This window comes from Cyclobacteriaceae bacterium (genome assembly GCA_013141055.1).
Taxonomy (GTDB): Bacteria; Bacteroidota; Bacteroidia; order Cytophagales; family Cyclobacteriaceae; genus ELB16-189.
This window is the reverse complement of sequence record JABFRS010000002.1, coordinates 1112927-1128587: the sequence shown is the minus strand read 5'-3', so window position 1 is coordinate 1128587 and position 15661 is coordinate 1112927. Positions and strand designations below refer to the sequence as shown.

Annotated in this window: 17 protein-coding genes and 1 pseudogene; 5 read left to right on the top strand and 13 right to left on the bottom strand. The window is 41.5% G+C overall.

The window, feature by feature from the left end; translation table 11 throughout:
• The first annotated feature begins 5 nt into the window (after nucleotides 1–5).
• Nucleotides 6–1910, top strand: coding sequence for a RecQ family ATP-dependent DNA helicase (locus tag HOP08_19585; protein NOT77132.1), 1905 nt, complete (start codon nucleotides 6–8; stop codon nucleotides 1908–1910).
• 11 nt (nucleotides 1911–1921) lie between these two features.
• Here HOP08_19585 and HOP08_19580 read toward each other — a convergent pair whose 3' ends face one another.
• The 5 genes from HOP08_19580 to HOP08_19560 are packed head-to-tail and all read right to left on the bottom strand — an operon-like array spanning nucleotide 1922 to nucleotide 6342.
• Nucleotides 1922–2347, bottom strand: a complete 426-nt coding sequence (locus HOP08_19580; protein ID NOT77131.1) for a hypothetical protein — start codon at nucleotides 2345–2347, stop codon at nucleotides 1922–1924.
• Nucleotides 2348–2354: 7 nt separating this feature from the next.
• The gene (locus HOP08_19575) at nucleotides 2355–3350 is read right to left on the bottom strand and encodes a c-type cytochrome (protein ID NOT77130.1); all 996 of its coding nucleotides are present in this window, start codon (nucleotides 3348–3350) and stop codon (nucleotides 2355–2357) included.
• A gap of 34 nt (nucleotides 3351–3384) precedes the next feature.
• On the bottom strand, nucleotides 3385–4569 hold the full coding sequence (locus HOP08_19570) for a phosphoglycerate kinase (protein NOT77129.1): 1185 nt from the start codon (nucleotides 4567–4569) through the stop codon (nucleotides 3385–3387).
• Between the two features lie 34 nt (nucleotides 4570–4603).
• A complete protein-coding gene (locus tag HOP08_19565; GenBank protein NOT77128.1) occupies nucleotides 4604–5704 on the bottom strand; it encodes an ATP-dependent 6-phosphofructokinase in 1101 nt (366 codons plus the stop codon).
• A gap of 8 nt (nucleotides 5705–5712) precedes the next feature.
• Complete coding sequence (locus HOP08_19560; GenBank protein NOT77127.1) at nucleotides 5713–6342, bottom strand: orotate phosphoribosyltransferase; 630 nt, start codon at nucleotides 6340–6342, stop codon at nucleotides 5713–5715.
• Between the two features lie 122 nt (nucleotides 6343–6464).
• On the opposite strand from HOP08_19560, the gene HOP08_19555 reads away from it, so the two are divergent.
• Entirely contained in the window at nucleotides 6465–7154 is a 690-nt protein-coding gene (locus tag HOP08_19555) for an NUDIX domain-containing protein (GenBank protein ID NOT77126.1), read from the top strand.
• A gap of 41 nt (nucleotides 7155–7195) precedes the next feature.
• Here HOP08_19555 and coaD read toward each other — a convergent pair whose 3' ends face one another.
• From coaD to HOP08_19535, 4 genes and pseudogenes are all read right to left on the bottom strand, one after another.
• Nucleotides 7196–7651: a pantetheine-phosphate adenylyltransferase gene (gene coaD, locus HOP08_19550; protein NOT77125.1), complete on the bottom strand. Its 456-nt coding sequence runs from the start codon at nucleotides 7649–7651 to the stop codon at nucleotides 7196–7198.
• A complete protein-coding gene (locus HOP08_19545) occupies nucleotides 7648–8538 on the bottom strand; it encodes a DUF3822 family protein (GenBank protein NOT77124.1) in 891 nt (296 codons plus the stop codon). The genes coaD and HOP08_19545 overlap by 4 nt, the downstream gene beginning before the upstream one ends.
• A gap of 9 nt (nucleotides 8539–8547) precedes the next feature.
• Nucleotides 8548–9360, bottom strand: coding sequence for a hypothetical protein (locus HOP08_19540; protein NOT77123.1), 813 nt, complete (start codon nucleotides 9358–9360; stop codon nucleotides 8548–8550).
• Nucleotides 9361–9452: 92 nt separating this feature from the next.
• Nucleotides 9453–9956 (bottom strand): annotated as a pseudogene (locus tag HOP08_19535) (NUDIX domain-containing protein).
• A gap of 30 nt (nucleotides 9957–9986) precedes the next feature.
• Here HOP08_19535 and HOP08_19530 point away from each other — a divergent pair.
• The gene (locus HOP08_19530; protein ID NOT77122.1) at nucleotides 9987–10385 is read left to right on the top strand and encodes a DUF1573 domain-containing protein; all 399 of its coding nucleotides are present in this window, start codon (nucleotides 9987–9989) and stop codon (nucleotides 10383–10385) included.
• 43 nt (nucleotides 10386–10428) lie between these two features.
• Here the strand turns inward: HOP08_19530 and HOP08_19525 are convergent, their stop codons facing one another.
• Nucleotides 10429–10803: a DUF423 domain-containing protein gene (locus HOP08_19525; protein NOT77121.1), complete on the bottom strand. Its 375-nt coding sequence runs from the start codon at nucleotides 10801–10803 to the stop codon at nucleotides 10429–10431.
• A 15-nt stretch (nucleotides 10804–10818) separates the two neighbouring features.
• Nucleotides 10819–11496, bottom strand: coding sequence for a YggS family pyridoxal phosphate-dependent enzyme (locus HOP08_19520; GenBank protein NOT77120.1), 678 nt, complete (start codon nucleotides 11494–11496; stop codon nucleotides 10819–10821).
• 41 nt (nucleotides 11497–11537) lie between these two features.
• On the opposite strand from HOP08_19520, the gene HOP08_19515 reads away from it, so the two are divergent.
• Both HOP08_19515 and HOP08_19510 read left to right on the top strand, forming a co-directional pair.
• Nucleotides 11538–13064: a GH3 auxin-responsive promoter gene (locus tag HOP08_19515; protein ID NOT77119.1), complete on the top strand. Its 1527-nt coding sequence runs from the start codon at nucleotides 11538–11540 to the stop codon at nucleotides 13062–13064.
• A complete protein-coding gene (locus tag HOP08_19510) occupies nucleotides 13061–13696 on the top strand; it encodes a LysE family transporter (GenBank protein ID NOT77118.1) in 636 nt (211 codons plus the stop codon). The genes HOP08_19515 and HOP08_19510 overlap by 4 nt, the downstream gene beginning before the upstream one ends.
• Before the next feature lie 4 nt (nucleotides 13697–13700).
• On the opposite strand, the gene HOP08_19505 is transcribed toward HOP08_19510, so the two are convergent.
• Both HOP08_19505 and HOP08_19500 read right to left on the bottom strand, forming a co-directional pair.
• On the bottom strand, nucleotides 13701–14738 hold the full coding sequence (locus HOP08_19505) for a VWA domain-containing protein (GenBank protein NOT77117.1): 1038 nt from the start codon (nucleotides 14736–14738) through the stop codon (nucleotides 13701–13703).
• The gene (locus HOP08_19500; protein ID NOT77116.1) at nucleotides 14731–15657 is read right to left on the bottom strand and encodes a hypothetical protein; all 927 of its coding nucleotides are present in this window, start codon (nucleotides 15655–15657) and stop codon (nucleotides 14731–14733) included. Before HOP08_19500 ends, HOP08_19505 begins: the two co-directional genes overlap by 8 nt.
• Nucleotides 15658–15661 lie beyond the last annotated feature (4 nt).

Here is a 15661-nt window from a genome sequence, read left to right as displayed (position 1 = left end):
TCACTGTGCTATCACCTGAATCAATCTTAAAGCAATACTGGGGCCATGACCAATTCCGTCTTCCACAACGTGAAATTATCCGAGGTGCGTTAGAAGGAAAAGATGTGTTGGCACTATTGCCTACAGGGGGTGGTAAATCCATCTGCTTTCAGGTTCCAGGTCTTGCGATGGATGGAATTACCATTGTTGTTAGTCCATTGATAGCGCTCATGCAGGATCAGGTACAGCAACTTCGGATTCGGGGTATCCAGGCACTGGCAGTTTATTCTGGCATGAGCCGTAGTGAGATTGACATAGCTCTTGATAATTGTGTGTACGGAAAATTCAAATTCCTCTATGTTTCTCCAGAAAGATTGAAGACAGATATTTTTTTAGAACGGTTTCGTAAAATGAATGTGTGTTTAATTGCAATTGATGAAGCACATTGTATTTCTCAATGGGGCTATGATTTTCGGCCCCCATATCTTGAGATCAATGCGTTGCGGGAAATAAAACCTGAGGTTCCGTTTCTTGCGCTAACCGCTACCGCCACCAAAATTGTTCAGAATGATATTGTAAGCAAAGCTGGCTTAAGGGATCCATTAATCTTTAAGAAAAGTTTTGCGCGCGAGAATATTTCATTTGTAGTTCGAAAGACAGAGAATAAAGAGAAAAAACTTCTGGAGATTTTGCGGAATGTCCCAGGAACAGCAATTGTTTATGTGCGTTCACGAAAAGCCACAGTTGATTTAAGCAAATGGCTTGGTCGGCAGAATATCAATGCCATCTTTTACCATGCTGGTCTGACGCACGCTGATCGTATGTCGCGTCAGGAGCAATGGATCAATAATAAAGTTCGGGTCATGGTTGCCACCAATGCCTTTGGTATGGGCATCGATAAATCGGATGTGCGGGTAGTGATTCATGTGGATATCCCTGAAAATCTCGAATCATATTATCAGGAGGCAGGACGTGCAGGGCGTGATGGGAGTAGATCATTTGCAGCCTTAGTCTTCCACGAAGCTGATGTTGTGGGATTAAGAAGTAAAGTTCAGCAATCTCATCCGTCGACTGAATACCTGAAAAAAATCTATCAGGGTCTCGCCAACTACCTTCAACTAGCGATGGGAAGCAGTGATGGTGAGAGCTATGATTTCGATTTGGAAGAGTTCTGTGCAAAATTCAACTTCCGATCAGCAGCGGCATTTTCTGCTTTAAAGAAACTTGAAGAAGAAGGATTAGTTCAACTCAGCGAGAGTTTTTATCGCTCGTCACGTATTCATTTTCATACAAATAAATCACACCTTTATGAGTTTCAGGTTGCCAATGAGAAGTATGACCCATTGATAAAAGCCTTGCTTCGATTGTATGGAGCAGAAATGTTTTCAGATTTTATTCCGATTTCGGAAACGATGATTGCAAAAAGCCTTAAAGGTGCTGCTGCGGATGTTCAGATATTATTGAATCAGTTATCGGAACTTCAGGTGCTGGAATATGAACCGGCTTCCGACAGGCCTCAAATTACTTTTCTTACTCCTCGTCAGGATGCAAATCACTTGCATTTAAATCAGGTTCGATTAAATGAGCGACGGGATCTTGCCGTGAAGAAGTCAGAAGCGATGATTGAATTTGCTCAGCAATCCCACCGATGCCGCATGCAGGTGGTGCTGGAGTACTTTGATGAACTTTCTTACGACGAATGTGGAATGTGTGACGTGTGTATCAACAAGAAAAAAACGCATGATCATGCATCCTTTAAAGGTTATGAAGATCAGGTCTTACAGCTTGTTTCGCAAAAGCCCATGACCGTCGATGAACTCGAGACTGCTGTTAATCCTGATGATCACCATCTTTTTATTGAAGTTGTCAGGGAAATGGTCGATCAGGAAGTAATCAAGTATGACGAATACTGGGTATTACGTAAATCCTGATTTACTTAGTTCTAATGAGCGCCTTTCACATATGCCCATCCCTCTTCCTGCTTTGAAACTATTTCAACCATAGCGGAAGGTACAACCACTGCTGAAGACAATAGATCTTCTTTCTTAATATTTCTTCTTTTCATGGTGTTGTTGCATGCAGCAAAAACAATCCCCTGAGCAGAAAGATCAGCTACTTGTTTAGAAACTTTGGATTTTCCTGCAACAATCACATCCAGTCCTGAACTGTGGCAAACTACCTCGATCTGTGACTTTGGCCACGCCGATCGGATGTTAGCCACCTGTGCTACCACTGATGCCTGCTCCGTAGAGTCACCCACTGTAAACTGCATCACGATCTTGTGAATTTTGTTATCAACAACTTGTGAAGTTTGTGCTTTCGCCAACGCAGTGACAAAAACAATCATAAGTATCAAAGTGTATTTCATAGTAATTTCATTTTTCATTTTTCATTTCCAGGATTTCCTTGAAGGGTCCAAATTTATGCTGTTGTTCACTAAAATTGTCGGCGTAAGGTCCAAAAGGATGATCTACTGGTTTGGTTTCAATCTTTGGCCAGTCCTGTGAAAATTTCTTGTCAGGTCGTGGCATTGTTAAAACAAATGCAGCAATATCCCATGCTTCTTCTTCTTTTAGTAATGGACTATCATATGTCGCGCCGTTAGGCATATTGGCTACAATGTACTTGCTGAAGTTTGAGATCCGGAACAAGCCAGCGGCAGTAGTAAAACTATTTTCTCCCCATAAAGGTGGATAAATAAATCGACTATTTGCAGAAATGCGCTGACCTTCACCAGAGTTCCCGTGACAGATCTGGCACTTCATCATGTAAAGTTTTTTTCCGGCAGCAGGATCAGCAGGACGGTTGAGCCAGACCATTTCAACAAATCCTGAACCAGCAGCTTTACTTTCTTTAGAGACATCTTTGCCTAGCCATTTGATGTATGATACTATGCCTACCATTTCCTTCGACAGAGAATCAAGCGTTGCATTCCCATTGAGGCTTCTCTCCAGGCAGTCATTTACCCTTTTTTCAATGCTTTCAAATCCTCCTGAGCGTGCGCGAAACTTTGGATAAGTTGAAGCTACTGATCCAAAGTTATTTCCGAAAGGTTTAGTGCCGGCTTCGAGATGACAATTCTGGCAGTTCATGCCATTGCTGATCTTCATCACAGACCCGTTGGGGCCGAGATAATCAGAGGTATGTGAAATCAGTTCGCGACCATAAAGAATTCGCTCGTCTTCTTTATCTTTTGAAAGAGTTTTAATGTCCGGTGCTTCCCAAAGTTTTGGCTTTTCGGGTTCTGCTATTGTGACTGTTTCGAAAGCCTTAGGATTATAGCGCAGCATTAAAGTCGCCCCTGCAAGTACAAGGACCAGGCAGAAGATCAGTATAATAACCTTGAATAACCTGATGAGTTCATTCATCATTGACAACTCATAACGGATAACACTGATTCAATCCTTACTCTAACGCCTTTACTCCCGGCAACACTTTACCTTCAAAATATTCCAGCAAAGCGCCGCCTCCGGTAGATACGTAACTCACTTTTTCAGCAAAGCCAAACTGAGCAACTGCTGCCGCTGAATCACCACCACCGATGAGAGAAAAAGCCCCCTTTTCAGTAGCACGTACAACTGCTTCCGCTACGGACTTGGTTCCTGCTTCAAATTTCTTCATTTCAAAAACACCCATCGGACCATTCCAAAGGATGGTTTTTGATTCTTCAATAACTTTTGCAAAAACCTGTTGCGCCTGAGGGCCAATATCAAGTCCCATCCATCCATCAGGAATGGCTGTGTTCATCGATATCTGAGTATTTGCTTCAGCGTCAAATTTATCTGCAGCGACAGAGTCAATAGGCAAGTGAAGTTCTACGCCCTTTGCTTTTGCTTTCTGGATGAGTTCTTTCGCAAGAGCGAGCTTATCTTCTTCTACTAAAGATTTACCAATATTTCCACCCATTGCCTTAAAGAACGTGTACGACATTCCACCGCCAATAATCAGGTGATTAACTTTATCAAGTAATTGTTCAATGATCAGGATTTTATCGGAAATTTTCGCGCCCCCCATGATTGCCGTGAAAGGCTTATCAGCCTTCTCCATCACTTTCTTTGCATTGTCAAGTTCTGCTGCCATAACAAGTCCAGCGCACTTCTCTTTCAGGAACTGAGCTACGATTGTTGTTGAGGCATGTGCACGATGAGCTGTGCCAAAAGCATCATTAACATAAATATCTCCAAGTTTTGAAAGTTTTTCCGCAAAAGCCAGATCACCTTTTTCTTCTTCTTTGTAAAAACGAAGATTTTCCAATAACAAAACTTCGCCTGCTTTTAAAGCAGCAGCTTTAGCCTTAGCGTCCTCGCCGATACAGTCATTTGCGAACTGAACATTAACTCCAAGAAGCTTCTCAACTGTAGAAATAGTATGCTTCAAAGAATATTTTTCTTCAGGACCGTCTTTAGGTCGCCCAAGATGAGACATGAGGATGCAGCTTCCTCCATCTTTTAAGATCTTTTTTAATGTTGGTATTGTCGCGCGAATGCGATTGTCATCCGTAACCTTAAAGCTTTTATCCAGAGGAACATTAAAGTCAACACGGATCAGAGCTCGCTTGCCCGCAAAATTGATATCGTTAATTGTTTTCATATAATTAGTTCGTTGATTCGTTATTAATTCTATTTCAATCCCCAAAAGAAATTCCCAATCCCTTTGCGGCCTTTACCATATTCGAATTCTTATCTACATAGCTGCACTCCTTTGTTGCTTCTTCGAGTGTAACAGAGGTGATATTGTTATTCCTGTATGAGACCATCCTTCCGAATTTTCCAGCGGCTGCCAATTCAAATGCGTGTACTCCGTAAAGAGACGCAAGAATTCTATCAAATGCCAGAGGACTTCCTCCACGCTGAACATGTCCTAATACGGTTTCCCGGATTTCTGCCGTACAGCCAGCATCCTTAAGCTGTTTTGATAATTGATAGGCAACCCCGCCCAGTCTTACATGCTCGGAGCCTTTTTCACTTGCTGCATAGGTAGCCGATCCGTTCTTTGGTTTAGCACCTTCTGCGATAACAATATTTACAAATCCTTTACCTCTCTTGTACCGAAGATTGATCTTCTTAACAATTTTATTAATGTCATATGGGATTTCCGGCAGTAAACATATCTCAGCACCACCAGCAATTGCAGTGTGCAATGCAATCCATCCAGTGTCACGGCCCATCACTTCCATAATCATCACACGATGATGACTTTCAGCGGTAGTTACCAATTTATCAAAGCTATCGGTAGCAATCTGAACAGCTGTCTGAAATCCAAAGGTGATATCAGTAGCTGCAAGATCATTATCAATTGTCTTCGGTACACCAATGATATTTAATCCTTTCTTATAAAGTGCATCCGAAATTCTTTGTGAACCATCTCCTCCGATATTAATCACCGCATCAAATCCTAGTTCTTTGATCTTGTTAACCAATTCATCCGTACGATCCGTAAACCGTATTGTCCCATCGGGTTGGAGCATTGGAAATTTTAAAGGATTACCCTTATTCGTTGTTTTTAAAATAGTGCCACCACGAACATGAATACCAGCTGTCATTCTTCGTGTGAGCTTGACAATCTCTGTTGGTATGCTGAATACACCACCAAACGCTTCAATGCTTCCGTAGACTTCCCAGTCCCTTTGCTTCCTGGCACGCTTTGCTATGCCGCGTATTACTGCATTCAATCCGGGACAATCACCACCTCCGGTTAACACCAAAAGTTTATGCTTCTTCTCCATCTGATATTCTATTTCCAGTTTGCCGGATCCAGTCTCCAGGCTTTGATATAAATCAATTGCTCTTCTGTAATGAATTTCTTTCTTAAAGCTTCCTGAAGGAGATGGTTAAAATCACTGAGGCAAACAAGACTTACATTTTCCTTTTCAAAATTCTCGACAGCAGCATCAAATCCATAGGTAAAAATTGCTACCATTCCAGCAACGGTTGCTCCCGCATCGCGAAGAGCTGTTGCAGCCTTCAGAGAACTTCCTCCTGTTGAAATAAGATCTTCTACTAAAACAACAGACTGTCCTTTTTCGATTTTGCCTTCGATAAGATTCTCCATCCCATGATCTTTTGGCTTGGGTCTGACATAAATAAAGGGAAGCTGCAATTCTTCTGCGACCAAAGCTCCCTGCGGAATCCCAGCAGTCGCTACTCCAGCAATAACCTCTGCTTTCGGAAAGTGATCACGAATTGCCTGAGCGAGGCATCGCTTAACGTAAGACCGCACATCCGGGTAGGAGAGACTTAGTCGGTTATCACAATAGATTGGTGATTTCCATCCGCTGCTCCAGGTGAACGGCTTTTCATGGCTAAGCTTGATCGCTCCGATTTCCATTAATTTGGAAGCTATCGGCCCGGCCGTAACCTCCATGATTTTTGTGCTCATAGAAGCGGCAATTTATCATGAAATGACCACAGACCAACATTTAAAAAGACTGAAAATTACGGTTGGTCGTTTGAAAAATATTCGTGTTTTTGCAGGGCTAAGTACGTATGAATCTCTTTGTAAACGACATTCCAGTCCGGCTTTGGAAACCGGGCACCCAGCCAGAAGAAGGAAATTTCAATTCTCAGATAGATATCCATAAAGAATCTGTCACGAAGGCAAAATTGCTCAACCATGTCTTCATCAAAGGGGCGAATGTGCAGCACCTTAATACCATACTTGATCTCGTCAACACTAAAATTCCATCTCATCTTCTGTCCCTGGATATCACGGTTGAGGACTATGAGGCCGTTAAGGTTTTTCTGAAAAGTAAGTTCAAGGTCATTAAAGCCGCTGGCGGTCTCATCAAGAAAAAAGATCGGTTTCTGATGATCTATCGATTGAAGAAATGGGATTTACCAAAAGGTAAAAAGGAGAGTGGTGAACGCTATCGGCAGACTGCTGTGAGGGAAGTGGAAGAAGAATGCAACGTAAGCGTTAAGGTGGGAAGAAAGATCTGCACAACATGGCATACCTATACCATGAACAAGAACAGTATGTTAAAAAAAACACGCTGGTATGTAATGGATCTGCTGGATGATTCTAAGCTAAGACCTCAGGTCGACGAAGATATTGAAGACGTGCGATGGATGACACAAAAGGAAGTCTATCATGCTCTGGAGAATTCCTATAATTCCATTCGGTTTGTGCTTGAGCAATACTACAAGAAAAAGGAAAAAGCCAAGCCAAGACGTTGATCTGAATTTTATTTACCAGGATTATCCCTGGCACGAAACCATTAAAGTTCGTAAGGCAGCATCGGTGATACGTCACCACCATAGCGATGTACCTCACGGATGATCGAGGAGTTGATTGCAGCAAACTGAGGAGAAGTGATCAGGAATACAGATTCAAGTTCATTATTAAGATAGCGATTTACCTGGGCGATACTGTTTTCATATTCGAAATCGGTAGTATTTCGCAATCCTCTCAATAAATAATTAGCATTTAATTTCCGGGCAAGCTCTGCCGTTAACTCGGAATAGGTCAGCACTTTGATCTGAGGATACTGAGAAAAAGTTTTCTGTATCTTCTCAATCATCATTTCGATCTTAAAATATCGTTTGTCTTTCTGACTGTTGTAGCCAATGGCAATGTGAATCTCATCGAACATGATCAGCCCACGAAGTACGATATCCTCATGACCTTTGGTAAATGGGTCAAATGATCCGGGGAAGAGGGCAATTCGCTTCATATTGGAAGAAGGTTCAATGAATACAAGTCGAAGAAATGATGTTCCTGTACTTCATCAAACAGATAACCAAATTTTAAATGGGTAGGACGATCTCCAAAAGAAACATTTCTGACATACTTGACAAATTCCTGATAATGCGGGGAATTTTTTCCAATGTAACCCCAGAGCACTACTGGGCTCGTTTCCTGATTAAGTCCCATTGCCTTCATCACTAGCATGATATACTTTACGTAATCGGTAAACTGTTTGATCAAAAACTGATTGTAGTAAATAAGCTTGCCTTCCTGAACAAAAAGAACATGAAGCTTAAATCGATCAACATAAACATAAAGAGGCTGATTCTTAACGTTTACTTCCGAAGCCAGTACTCCTTCTATAAGTGCTGAAGACTGATGAAAAAGATTTACAGTAGAGTTAACATATACTTTCTTTAGCCATTGCAGCATGTCATTCTGTAAAGCAAAAATGGTTACCGCATCAGATTTCTCATTTCGGCATATCTGAACGGATTCCTTGTCGGCATCCAGAATCGCATTGAACTTAAGATAATCGGCGGCGGCTGATTCGATAAATAAAGCCGATGGAACGTGGATGAACTTGTTGTTCTTGATTGAAACCTTCACCTCTTTCCAGAAGCCGGCGAGAAGGTATTCATGTGAATCAAAAAGAGACTGAAGGGCTTCTTGTAACTCTGCCTGCGTGCTGACTTCATTAAACACATAGTCCTCAAAAAAAATAAGGCGGTTGTCATCACTATCGATGACAGCCGCCTGAAAATCTTTTGCTCCAATTTGAGTCAGCAGAACGTAACGCTGAAGTTGTTCTTCATCGAACTTCTCATCCTTGATCTTCTTGATCAGTTTATGACGCGTGGCAATTGATGACAAAATAATTTTTTATTCCCAGTTTCCAGCGGTTGCAACATCGGTTCTTGAACCGAAGCGCAATGGCTTGCGAGTTTTTTGTTCGTTGCTGTCCTTGCGGGCAGGGTTAATTGGTTTTGGATCTTTTACTTCGATCACATCAACCATCAATCCGTTTCTGTCAATTTTCTTAACATAGATATCAAACATCAATCCTGGATTTCCTGGAACTTCTCCGATCTTGGTAAGATCTGTGTTAGGATTGAAGACGTAATTTGAATAGTTGATCAACATTTTTCCTTTTGTAACAGCATCACCTGCTTTGAGATCAGCAAGACTCTCTACTGTACCTTTTTCCTGGAATGGAGGCTCATTGGTGCGGTCGCTGCTAACCTTGATAGAGTATGCTTTCATGTTCTTCACAACAACATCTCCGACCTTAACCTTATAACCCATGAATGTTCCGTCTTCCGTAGCATTCATTGAATAGTTCTTTTTGAAAATTCTTTCTTTTGCGGATACAAAACCAAGAGTATCGGTTTTGATAGTAACCTTTTCACCACCATACGCCTGCTGCTCGATGATTTCTTTTCTTTGCAAGATCGGCACACGGCCGGTTTCAATAAAACGAACCAGAGTATCCCAGCTGGCGGTATATCTGCCATTCTGTTCCTGATATACGGACTCAGCTTCGCGGATCAGCTTAAGCTTTTCGATAACAGCAGCTTCTGTTGATTCAATAACAGCACGATCGTCAATGACTTTTTGTACTCCGCTGTAGAGATAATATCCGAGATAAAGGCTCGCGCCCAATAAAACTACCGTAAGAATTTTCGTCAGGTTCATTGTGGTTCAGGTTTAGCTTGCAATAATAAGTTCGTTTTTTGAGATTTTTAAGCTCAATTTTCAGTTTTTTAGTTCATTCTGAATATTTCATTCTAAATTTTCAAATATCCCCTCAGGTCGATGAGATTTTGAACGCTTTTGGCCCTTTTAAAGAGCCCATGCTTATTCACATCTCTTATTTTATTAATCTCCTCAAAAGAAAGATATCTCACTTCTGAAATTATCTGATTCTCTTTTCCTGTTTCAGGGTCAAAGCCTTTAAAAAGATCGCCACCCATCACCTCCACATCAAAAAAAAGCTCAACTGCGTGAAATGGAGCTGAGATAAACTCGCAGGCGAAGAGAAAATCACCCACTTTAACCTCAAGACCAGTTTCCTCTCGGAATTCCCTCTCAAGATTAGCTTGAGCCGTCTGCCCAAATTCAATTCCTCCACCTGGAGGAGCCCAAAAATCATGGCTATAAAGTCCAAAATGATTGACCAGAAGCACTTTCTCGCTCTTCACAGACAATCCGCAAACCCGTGTCCTCAATCGGTCCCCATAAAATTCCTGAACCGTTTTATCCAAGGGTTGGTTTTAATTGGATTGTGTAATAATGCCTAAATTTGTAAAAAATCACGGATTATGAGGAAGTTATTTTTAGTACTCTTCGCCATAGCGACGGCCTTTTCGGTATCTGCCCAAAACAAGGGTCCTGTAATCACCTGGGAGAAGTCAGTTTTTGATTTTGGCGACGTTGCACAAGGTGACAAAGTCGAACATATTTTCAGATTCCGGAATACAGGTACGGAAGCACTGATCATTACGAATGTGCAGGTCACTTGCGGATGCACTACCCCAAAAGGATGGGCACGTGATCCTATTGCTCCTGGTCAAACGGGGGAAATAACAGTAGCCTTCAACAGCCTTGGTAAATTTGGGAAGCAGAATAAGGTCGTAACTGTAATTTCAAACGCAGTCAATGCAGATGGAAGTCAGCTTACGTTTACAGCAAACGTAATGGAAAAGAAAATACCCAACTGATTATAATTACGGCACTTCTTCGATTTACATAAACGGTCTGCTATTACTTTGAGCTTTTGAAAAAAGTCCAGAGAAGATTTCCCCATCCCGCCAGAAGCATGACGCCCCCAATTGGAGTTATCGCTCCCCACCAGGTTTGATTGGTGAGTGAAAGTGTATATAAGCTTCCGCTGAAAATAATGATGCCTGCCAGAAAAAATATTGCTCCTGTGCCAACTCCGGGATATTTATCCGCCAGCAGTCCCACTACCAGCAAAGCTATTGTGTGATAGAAATGATAACGAGTGGCAAGTTCATAAGTCTCCATTCGTCCATTTGCAGTGAGGATGCCTTTCAGTGCATGTGCACCAAAAGCCCCAAGACCTACCGCCAACAGTCCGGAGATAGATGATATGATAAGTATTAACCGCTGTCCCATTTTTTAATTTTTAAGTTAATTAGGATAAGAACGTTCCCCAAAGATAGCGGACCCGACTCTCACCAATGTACTTCCTTCTTCGAGTGCGATTTTATAATCAGCACTCATTCCCATTGACAATTCTTTCATCCGAATGTGGGGAGGAAGTGACTGGTTCTTAAGATGATCAAATGTTTTTTTCAATGACTTGAATTCATTGCGGACTTTCTCATAATTATCGGTGAGTGTTCCAATTCCCATTAAGCCATCGATCATGACATTGTTTAGAGCTGCAACCTCTTTTGAATGAATCAGTTGATCAAGTTCGGATACGTCCAGTCCAAATTTGGTTTCTTCATCAGCAATATACACCTGTAAGAGACAATGAATGACACGATTGACTTTTAGTGCCTGCTTATCGATCTCTTCCAGGAGCCTGATGCTATCAACAGAATGGATCAGTGAAACAAACGAAACGATGTATTTAACCTTATTTCTTTGGAGATGACCAATCAGGTGCCATTCGATATCCTCATTAAGCTGAGATTGCTTTTCTGTTAATTCCTGGACTTTATTTTCACCAAAAATTCTCTGCCCCTCATTGTAAGCTTCCTTGATTTTATCCACTGAATGCGTTTTGCTCACCGCAATCAGCCGTGCATCAAAGGGTTGAAGTTCCGACCTGAATTTCTCTATGTTATCTTTGATTCCCATTCTATCTTTAACCTTTCTACCCTTAAACGGCAGACAAAAATATGGCTATCCTTGGTACGTTGCTGAAAAGAGGAATAAAACTTCGTGAAAATCTTGAGCAGGAGTATTCTTCGCCATTTGAACTTCAGAAGCATGTTTTAAAAGAATTGCTGATCACCGCCAGTGGTACGGAATTCGGCAAGAATTACAATTTCCCTGAAATACTCAGGACTTTCAGAAAAGGGGACTGGTACAAGCATTATAAAAAGATCCCGCTTCACGATTATAATAAAATATATAAAGATTGGTGGCACCTCGCCAGAAAAGGAGCGAAGAACATTTGCTGGCCAGGCCGGGTCAAATACTTCGCGTTGAGCTCGGGTACTTCTGATGCTGCTTCAAAGTATATTCCAGTAACAAAGGATATGACAAAGGCGATTCAAAAGACAAGCATTCGTCAGATCATCTCTTTGTCAAAATATGATTTACCTACGAAGTTTTTTGAAGCTGGTATTTTAATGATTGGCGGCAGCACTCACCTTAATAAAAAGGGAAGTTATTTTGAAGGTGATCTAAGTGGAATTCAGGCAGCACGATTGCCATTCTGGTTTCAACACTTTTATAAGCCTGGAAAGAAAATTGCAAAGACCCGTAAATGGGATTCAAAGCTTGAGGAGATTACCAAGAAAGCGCATGACTGGGATATCGGAATTATTGTGGGTGTGCCGGCATGGATTCAGATATTGCTGGAGAAAATTATTTCTCACTATAAAGTCCGCAACATTCATGAGATATGGCCCAACCTGAATGTGTATGTTCATGGCGGAGTCTCCTTTGATCCCTATCGAAAGGGATTTGAAAAATTGCTGGGTCGACCCATTAGTTTTATTGAGACATATCTCGCGTCTGAAGGATTTATTGCCTATCAGGCGGAACCTCGCCAGCGCTCAATGAAGCTGGTGCTAAACAATGGAATCTTTTATGAGTTTGTCCCATTCAACGATGAGAATTTTCAATCCGATGGTGAACTGAATCCAGAGGCAAAAACACTTCTTATCGACGAGGTGGAAGAGGGAAAAGAGTACGCTTTGCTTTTGTCAACGTGCGCAGGAGCGTGGAGGTATCTCATAGGTGATGTGATAAAATTCACATCGCTTGAGGAAACGGAGATTGTGATCACAGGTCGTACGAAACATTTTCTAAGTCTTTGTGGTGAACACCTTTCCGTTGACAACATGAATAAAGCGATTGAGCTTGTTTCCAATGAATTGAACATTGACATTAAAGAATTTACAGTGGCTGGCATTCCTCACGGCAGTTTGTTTGCTCATCATTGGTTTATTGGAACGGATAATAAAGTGGATAAAAAACTCCTAAAAGAGCGACTTGATTTCTTCCTGAAAGATCTCAACGATGATTATGCCGTGGAGCGGAGTGCAGCCCTCAGGGATGTTTATGTTGATGTAGTTCCGGTTAAAACTTTTTATCAATGGATGGAATCCAAAGGAAAGGTGGGGGGACAGAATAAATTTCCGAGAGTAATGAAAAGTGCTCAGCTTGAGGATTGGCAATCATATCTTAACAAGTGATCGAAATCATCTTAAACGGAATTGAGTTTGGCGTAGTCCTTACATTCCTCGTCGGCCCGGTATTCTTTACGATTATGCAAACCAGCATTGAGCGCGGCTTCTGGAGAGGCGTGCTCGTAGCTTTTGGTGTTTCTATCAGCGATATACTTTATGTTGTTATCTGTTATTTCGGACTGGCTCAGATAATGGCGGATTCCAATCTCAAAATATACATGGCTTACGCAGGGGGCGGTATCTTAATTGGATTTGGTCTTTATCATTTGTTAATCAAGAGTCGTGCAAAGAACAGTACAGTCTCAACATCTGTTTCGGAAAGAGGATTGTTCCGTTATGTTATCAAAGGTTTTCTGATCAACGGGATGACACCTATGGTTTTATTTTTCTGGATCGGGACTGTGAGTTATGCAACCCTTAATTTTGGATACACAAAAGCAGGTGAATTTGCTCTATTCTTTGCCTTTTTGCTCGGAACAGTATTATCAACTGACATCTTGAAAGCTTATCTGGCAGACAAACTCCGACTGCTTGTTACTTCAAAAACTCTTAGGATCATGAATATTATTCTTGGAATTCTCCTCATTTTCTTTGGAGCACGACTTCTGCTCAATGCGAAAACAATCTCCTTTATATGATTTTCTAATCCTGAAGTACGTTGCTTAGGAAAGTAGATTTCAACAGTAGCCATAACAGGAAGAATGCCATAGCCCATCGCAAATAGATAAAATAGAAATCAGTAGTGTCTTTAAAACGGGTCTCCTTGATCTCTGCTTTTTCATATTGATCAATTTTTTTAAAAACCTGCTGCAATGCCTGGTTGTCTGTTACCCGAAAAAATTCACCCCCACCAATCTCTGCAATCTTTCTCATGGTGGATTCATCAACTGTATTTTCAACCATGTTAGGTCTGCCAAAGAAATCCTTTCCAAAAGGTACCATCCCTTCTTTACCAACTACAATAGTATAGGTCTTGATATTATAAGCCGCTGCAAGTTCTGCAGAGGTAATAGGATCAATATTCCCGGCAGTGTTGTCTCCGTCACTCAATAGAATACAGACTTTTGATTTTGAAGTGGACTCACGCATGCGATTGGTGACCACTGCCATGGCACTTCCAATCGCCGTTCCACGACTTTCAATCATATCAAAATTCATCTCATTGAGATATGCGTTAAGGAGTGTATAATCTGTTGTGAGAGGTGTGAGTGAAAAGGCATCTCCTGAGAATACAACTATTCCAATCCTGTCCTGAAGCCTTCCTTTTATAAAATCGCGTGCAACATTCTTGGCAGCTTCAAGTCGGTTAGGAGTGAAGTCTTCAATCTGCATGGATTGTGAAATATCAATCGCCAGCATGATGTCGATACCTTCGGTCCATTGCTCTACTTTCTCATTTGTTTTTTGCGGCCGGGCAAGCGCAACAAGAATCAGGATCACAACAATTGCAAGCAGAAATTCCGGAATCAATCTCAATAATGTAAGAGGCGAACTTTTTAAGTCGCTTTTCGTGAATGCTACCGGCAACTTCTGATTCAGAAAATATCTCGACGCCCATCGCACGATCAAAACAAGTGGCACCGCAATAATTCCATACAGAAATCCCACATACGTCCAGGTGAAGGAGCCCAGCGTTGAAGGCGCAAACCAATCCAAAGACCAATAATTCAAACTATCCATTTTTTACCTCCGCCTCTTTTTTTTGAAATCTGGTTTGCGAATAAGTCTGTAAAAACCGGAATGGTTCTAACGATGAGGAAAGGCCTCCATAAATTCCTCTGTCAATAGAACGTAAAGCATTTCCAAGTTGGTCATCATTTTCCCTTCGAATGATCTCACGTGAAGTGAATTTTGTATAAGGATATCGCTCAAGATCCTCCATATATCCTTTCCAGATGATGAGCGCATCCTCAGCCTTTCGGCCATTAAATTCTGATGAAAGTTGATCCAGTGATTTGTTGAACCGGGCAATGAACTCGTTGTACTCTCTGGTAAGTTTCTTTATTGCAAAATACTTGCGAATACGCTTTCCGAAAAGTATCCAACAGACGATAACGACCAATAGAAGAATGCCTGTAATGATCGCCGCCACCGGATAATTAAATATCCATGAAACACGCTGATAAATAGTATTCGTCTTCAATGGAAGATTTTGGGCTTTCGTTGAATCCGGCATTGCGGCAACGCGAAAATTCAGACGAACACTATCAAAAGGAGAAAGTACGGCAACACAATCCATTTGCTGGATCACGAATACGGGTAGTCGTAATTTTTGGATGCTGTCAATTTCAAATGTGGTGAGCCAATACACTACACTATCATAGCTAACATCTCCCGTTGTTTTAGTAGGGAAGAATATTTTTTTGCTGAATTCAAAAGGAGCAAAAGAAAAAGTAGAATCCGGGAAAATTAACTGTTCGGCTTTTGAATATCGTGCCGTCAGGGAATAGGGAATTACTTTACCCACGCTGATGCTATCAGATTCGAATCTGGCGTTAACAGTCGCTTTGGGTTGAGGATTCTCCTGCCCGTAAACTGACAGGGTCAACATCAAAAGTCCAATGCATCCAACTACTCTCATTCTATTCTCAAACAGCATTAGC

Bases quoted from the DNA above. Each gene is read 5' to 3' on its own strand.
- HOP08_19520 (NOT77120.1), bottom strand. From the start codon at position 11,496: ATGGGAATCAAAGATAACATAGAGAAATTCAGGTCGGAACTTCAACCC.
- HOP08_19505 (NOT77117.1), bottom strand. From the start codon at position 14,738: ATGGATAGTTTGAATTATTGGTCTTTGGATTGGTTTGCGCCTTCAACG.
- HOP08_19515 (NOT77119.1), top strand. From the start codon at position 11,538: ATGGCTATCCTTGGTACGTTGCTGAAAAGAGGAATAAAACTTCGTGAA.
- HOP08_19575 (NOT77130.1), bottom strand. From the start codon at position 3,350: ATGATGAATGAACTCATCAGGTTATTCAAGGTTATTATACTGATCTTC.
- HOP08_19560 (NOT77127.1), bottom strand. From the start codon at position 6,342: ATGGAGGTTACGGCCGGGCCGATAGCTTCCAAATTAATGGAAATCGGA.
- HOP08_19570 (NOT77129.1), bottom strand. From the start codon at position 4,569: ATGAAAACAATTAACGATATCAATTTTGCGGGCAAGCGAGCTCTGATC.
- HOP08_19580 (NOT77131.1), bottom strand. From the start codon at position 2,347: ATGAAATACACTTTGATACTTATGATTGTTTTTGTCACTGCGTTGGCG.
- coaD (NOT77125.1), bottom strand. From the start codon at position 7,651: ATGAAGCGAATTGCCCTCTTCCCCGGATCATTTGACCCATTTACCAAA.
- HOP08_19565 (NOT77128.1), bottom strand. From the start codon at position 5,704: ATGGAGAAGAAGCATAAACTTTTGGTGTTAACCGGAGGTGGTGATTGT.
- HOP08_19500 (NOT77116.1), bottom strand. From the start codon at position 15,657: ATGCTGTTTGAGAATAGAATGAGAGTAGTTGGATGCATTGGACTTTTG.
- HOP08_19555 (NOT77126.1), top strand. From the start codon at position 6,465: ATGAATCTCTTTGTAAACGACATTCCAGTCCGGCTTTGGAAACCGGGC.
- HOP08_19540 (NOT77123.1), bottom strand. From the start codon at position 9,360: ATGAACCTGACGAAAATTCTTACGGTAGTTTTATTGGGCGCGAGCCTT.
- HOP08_19530 (NOT77122.1), top strand. From the start codon at position 9,987: ATGAGGAAGTTATTTTTAGTACTCTTCGCCATAGCGACGGCCTTTTCG.
- HOP08_19525 (NOT77121.1), bottom strand. From the start codon at position 10,803: ATGGGACAGCGGTTAATACTTATCATATCATCTATCTCCGGACTGTTG.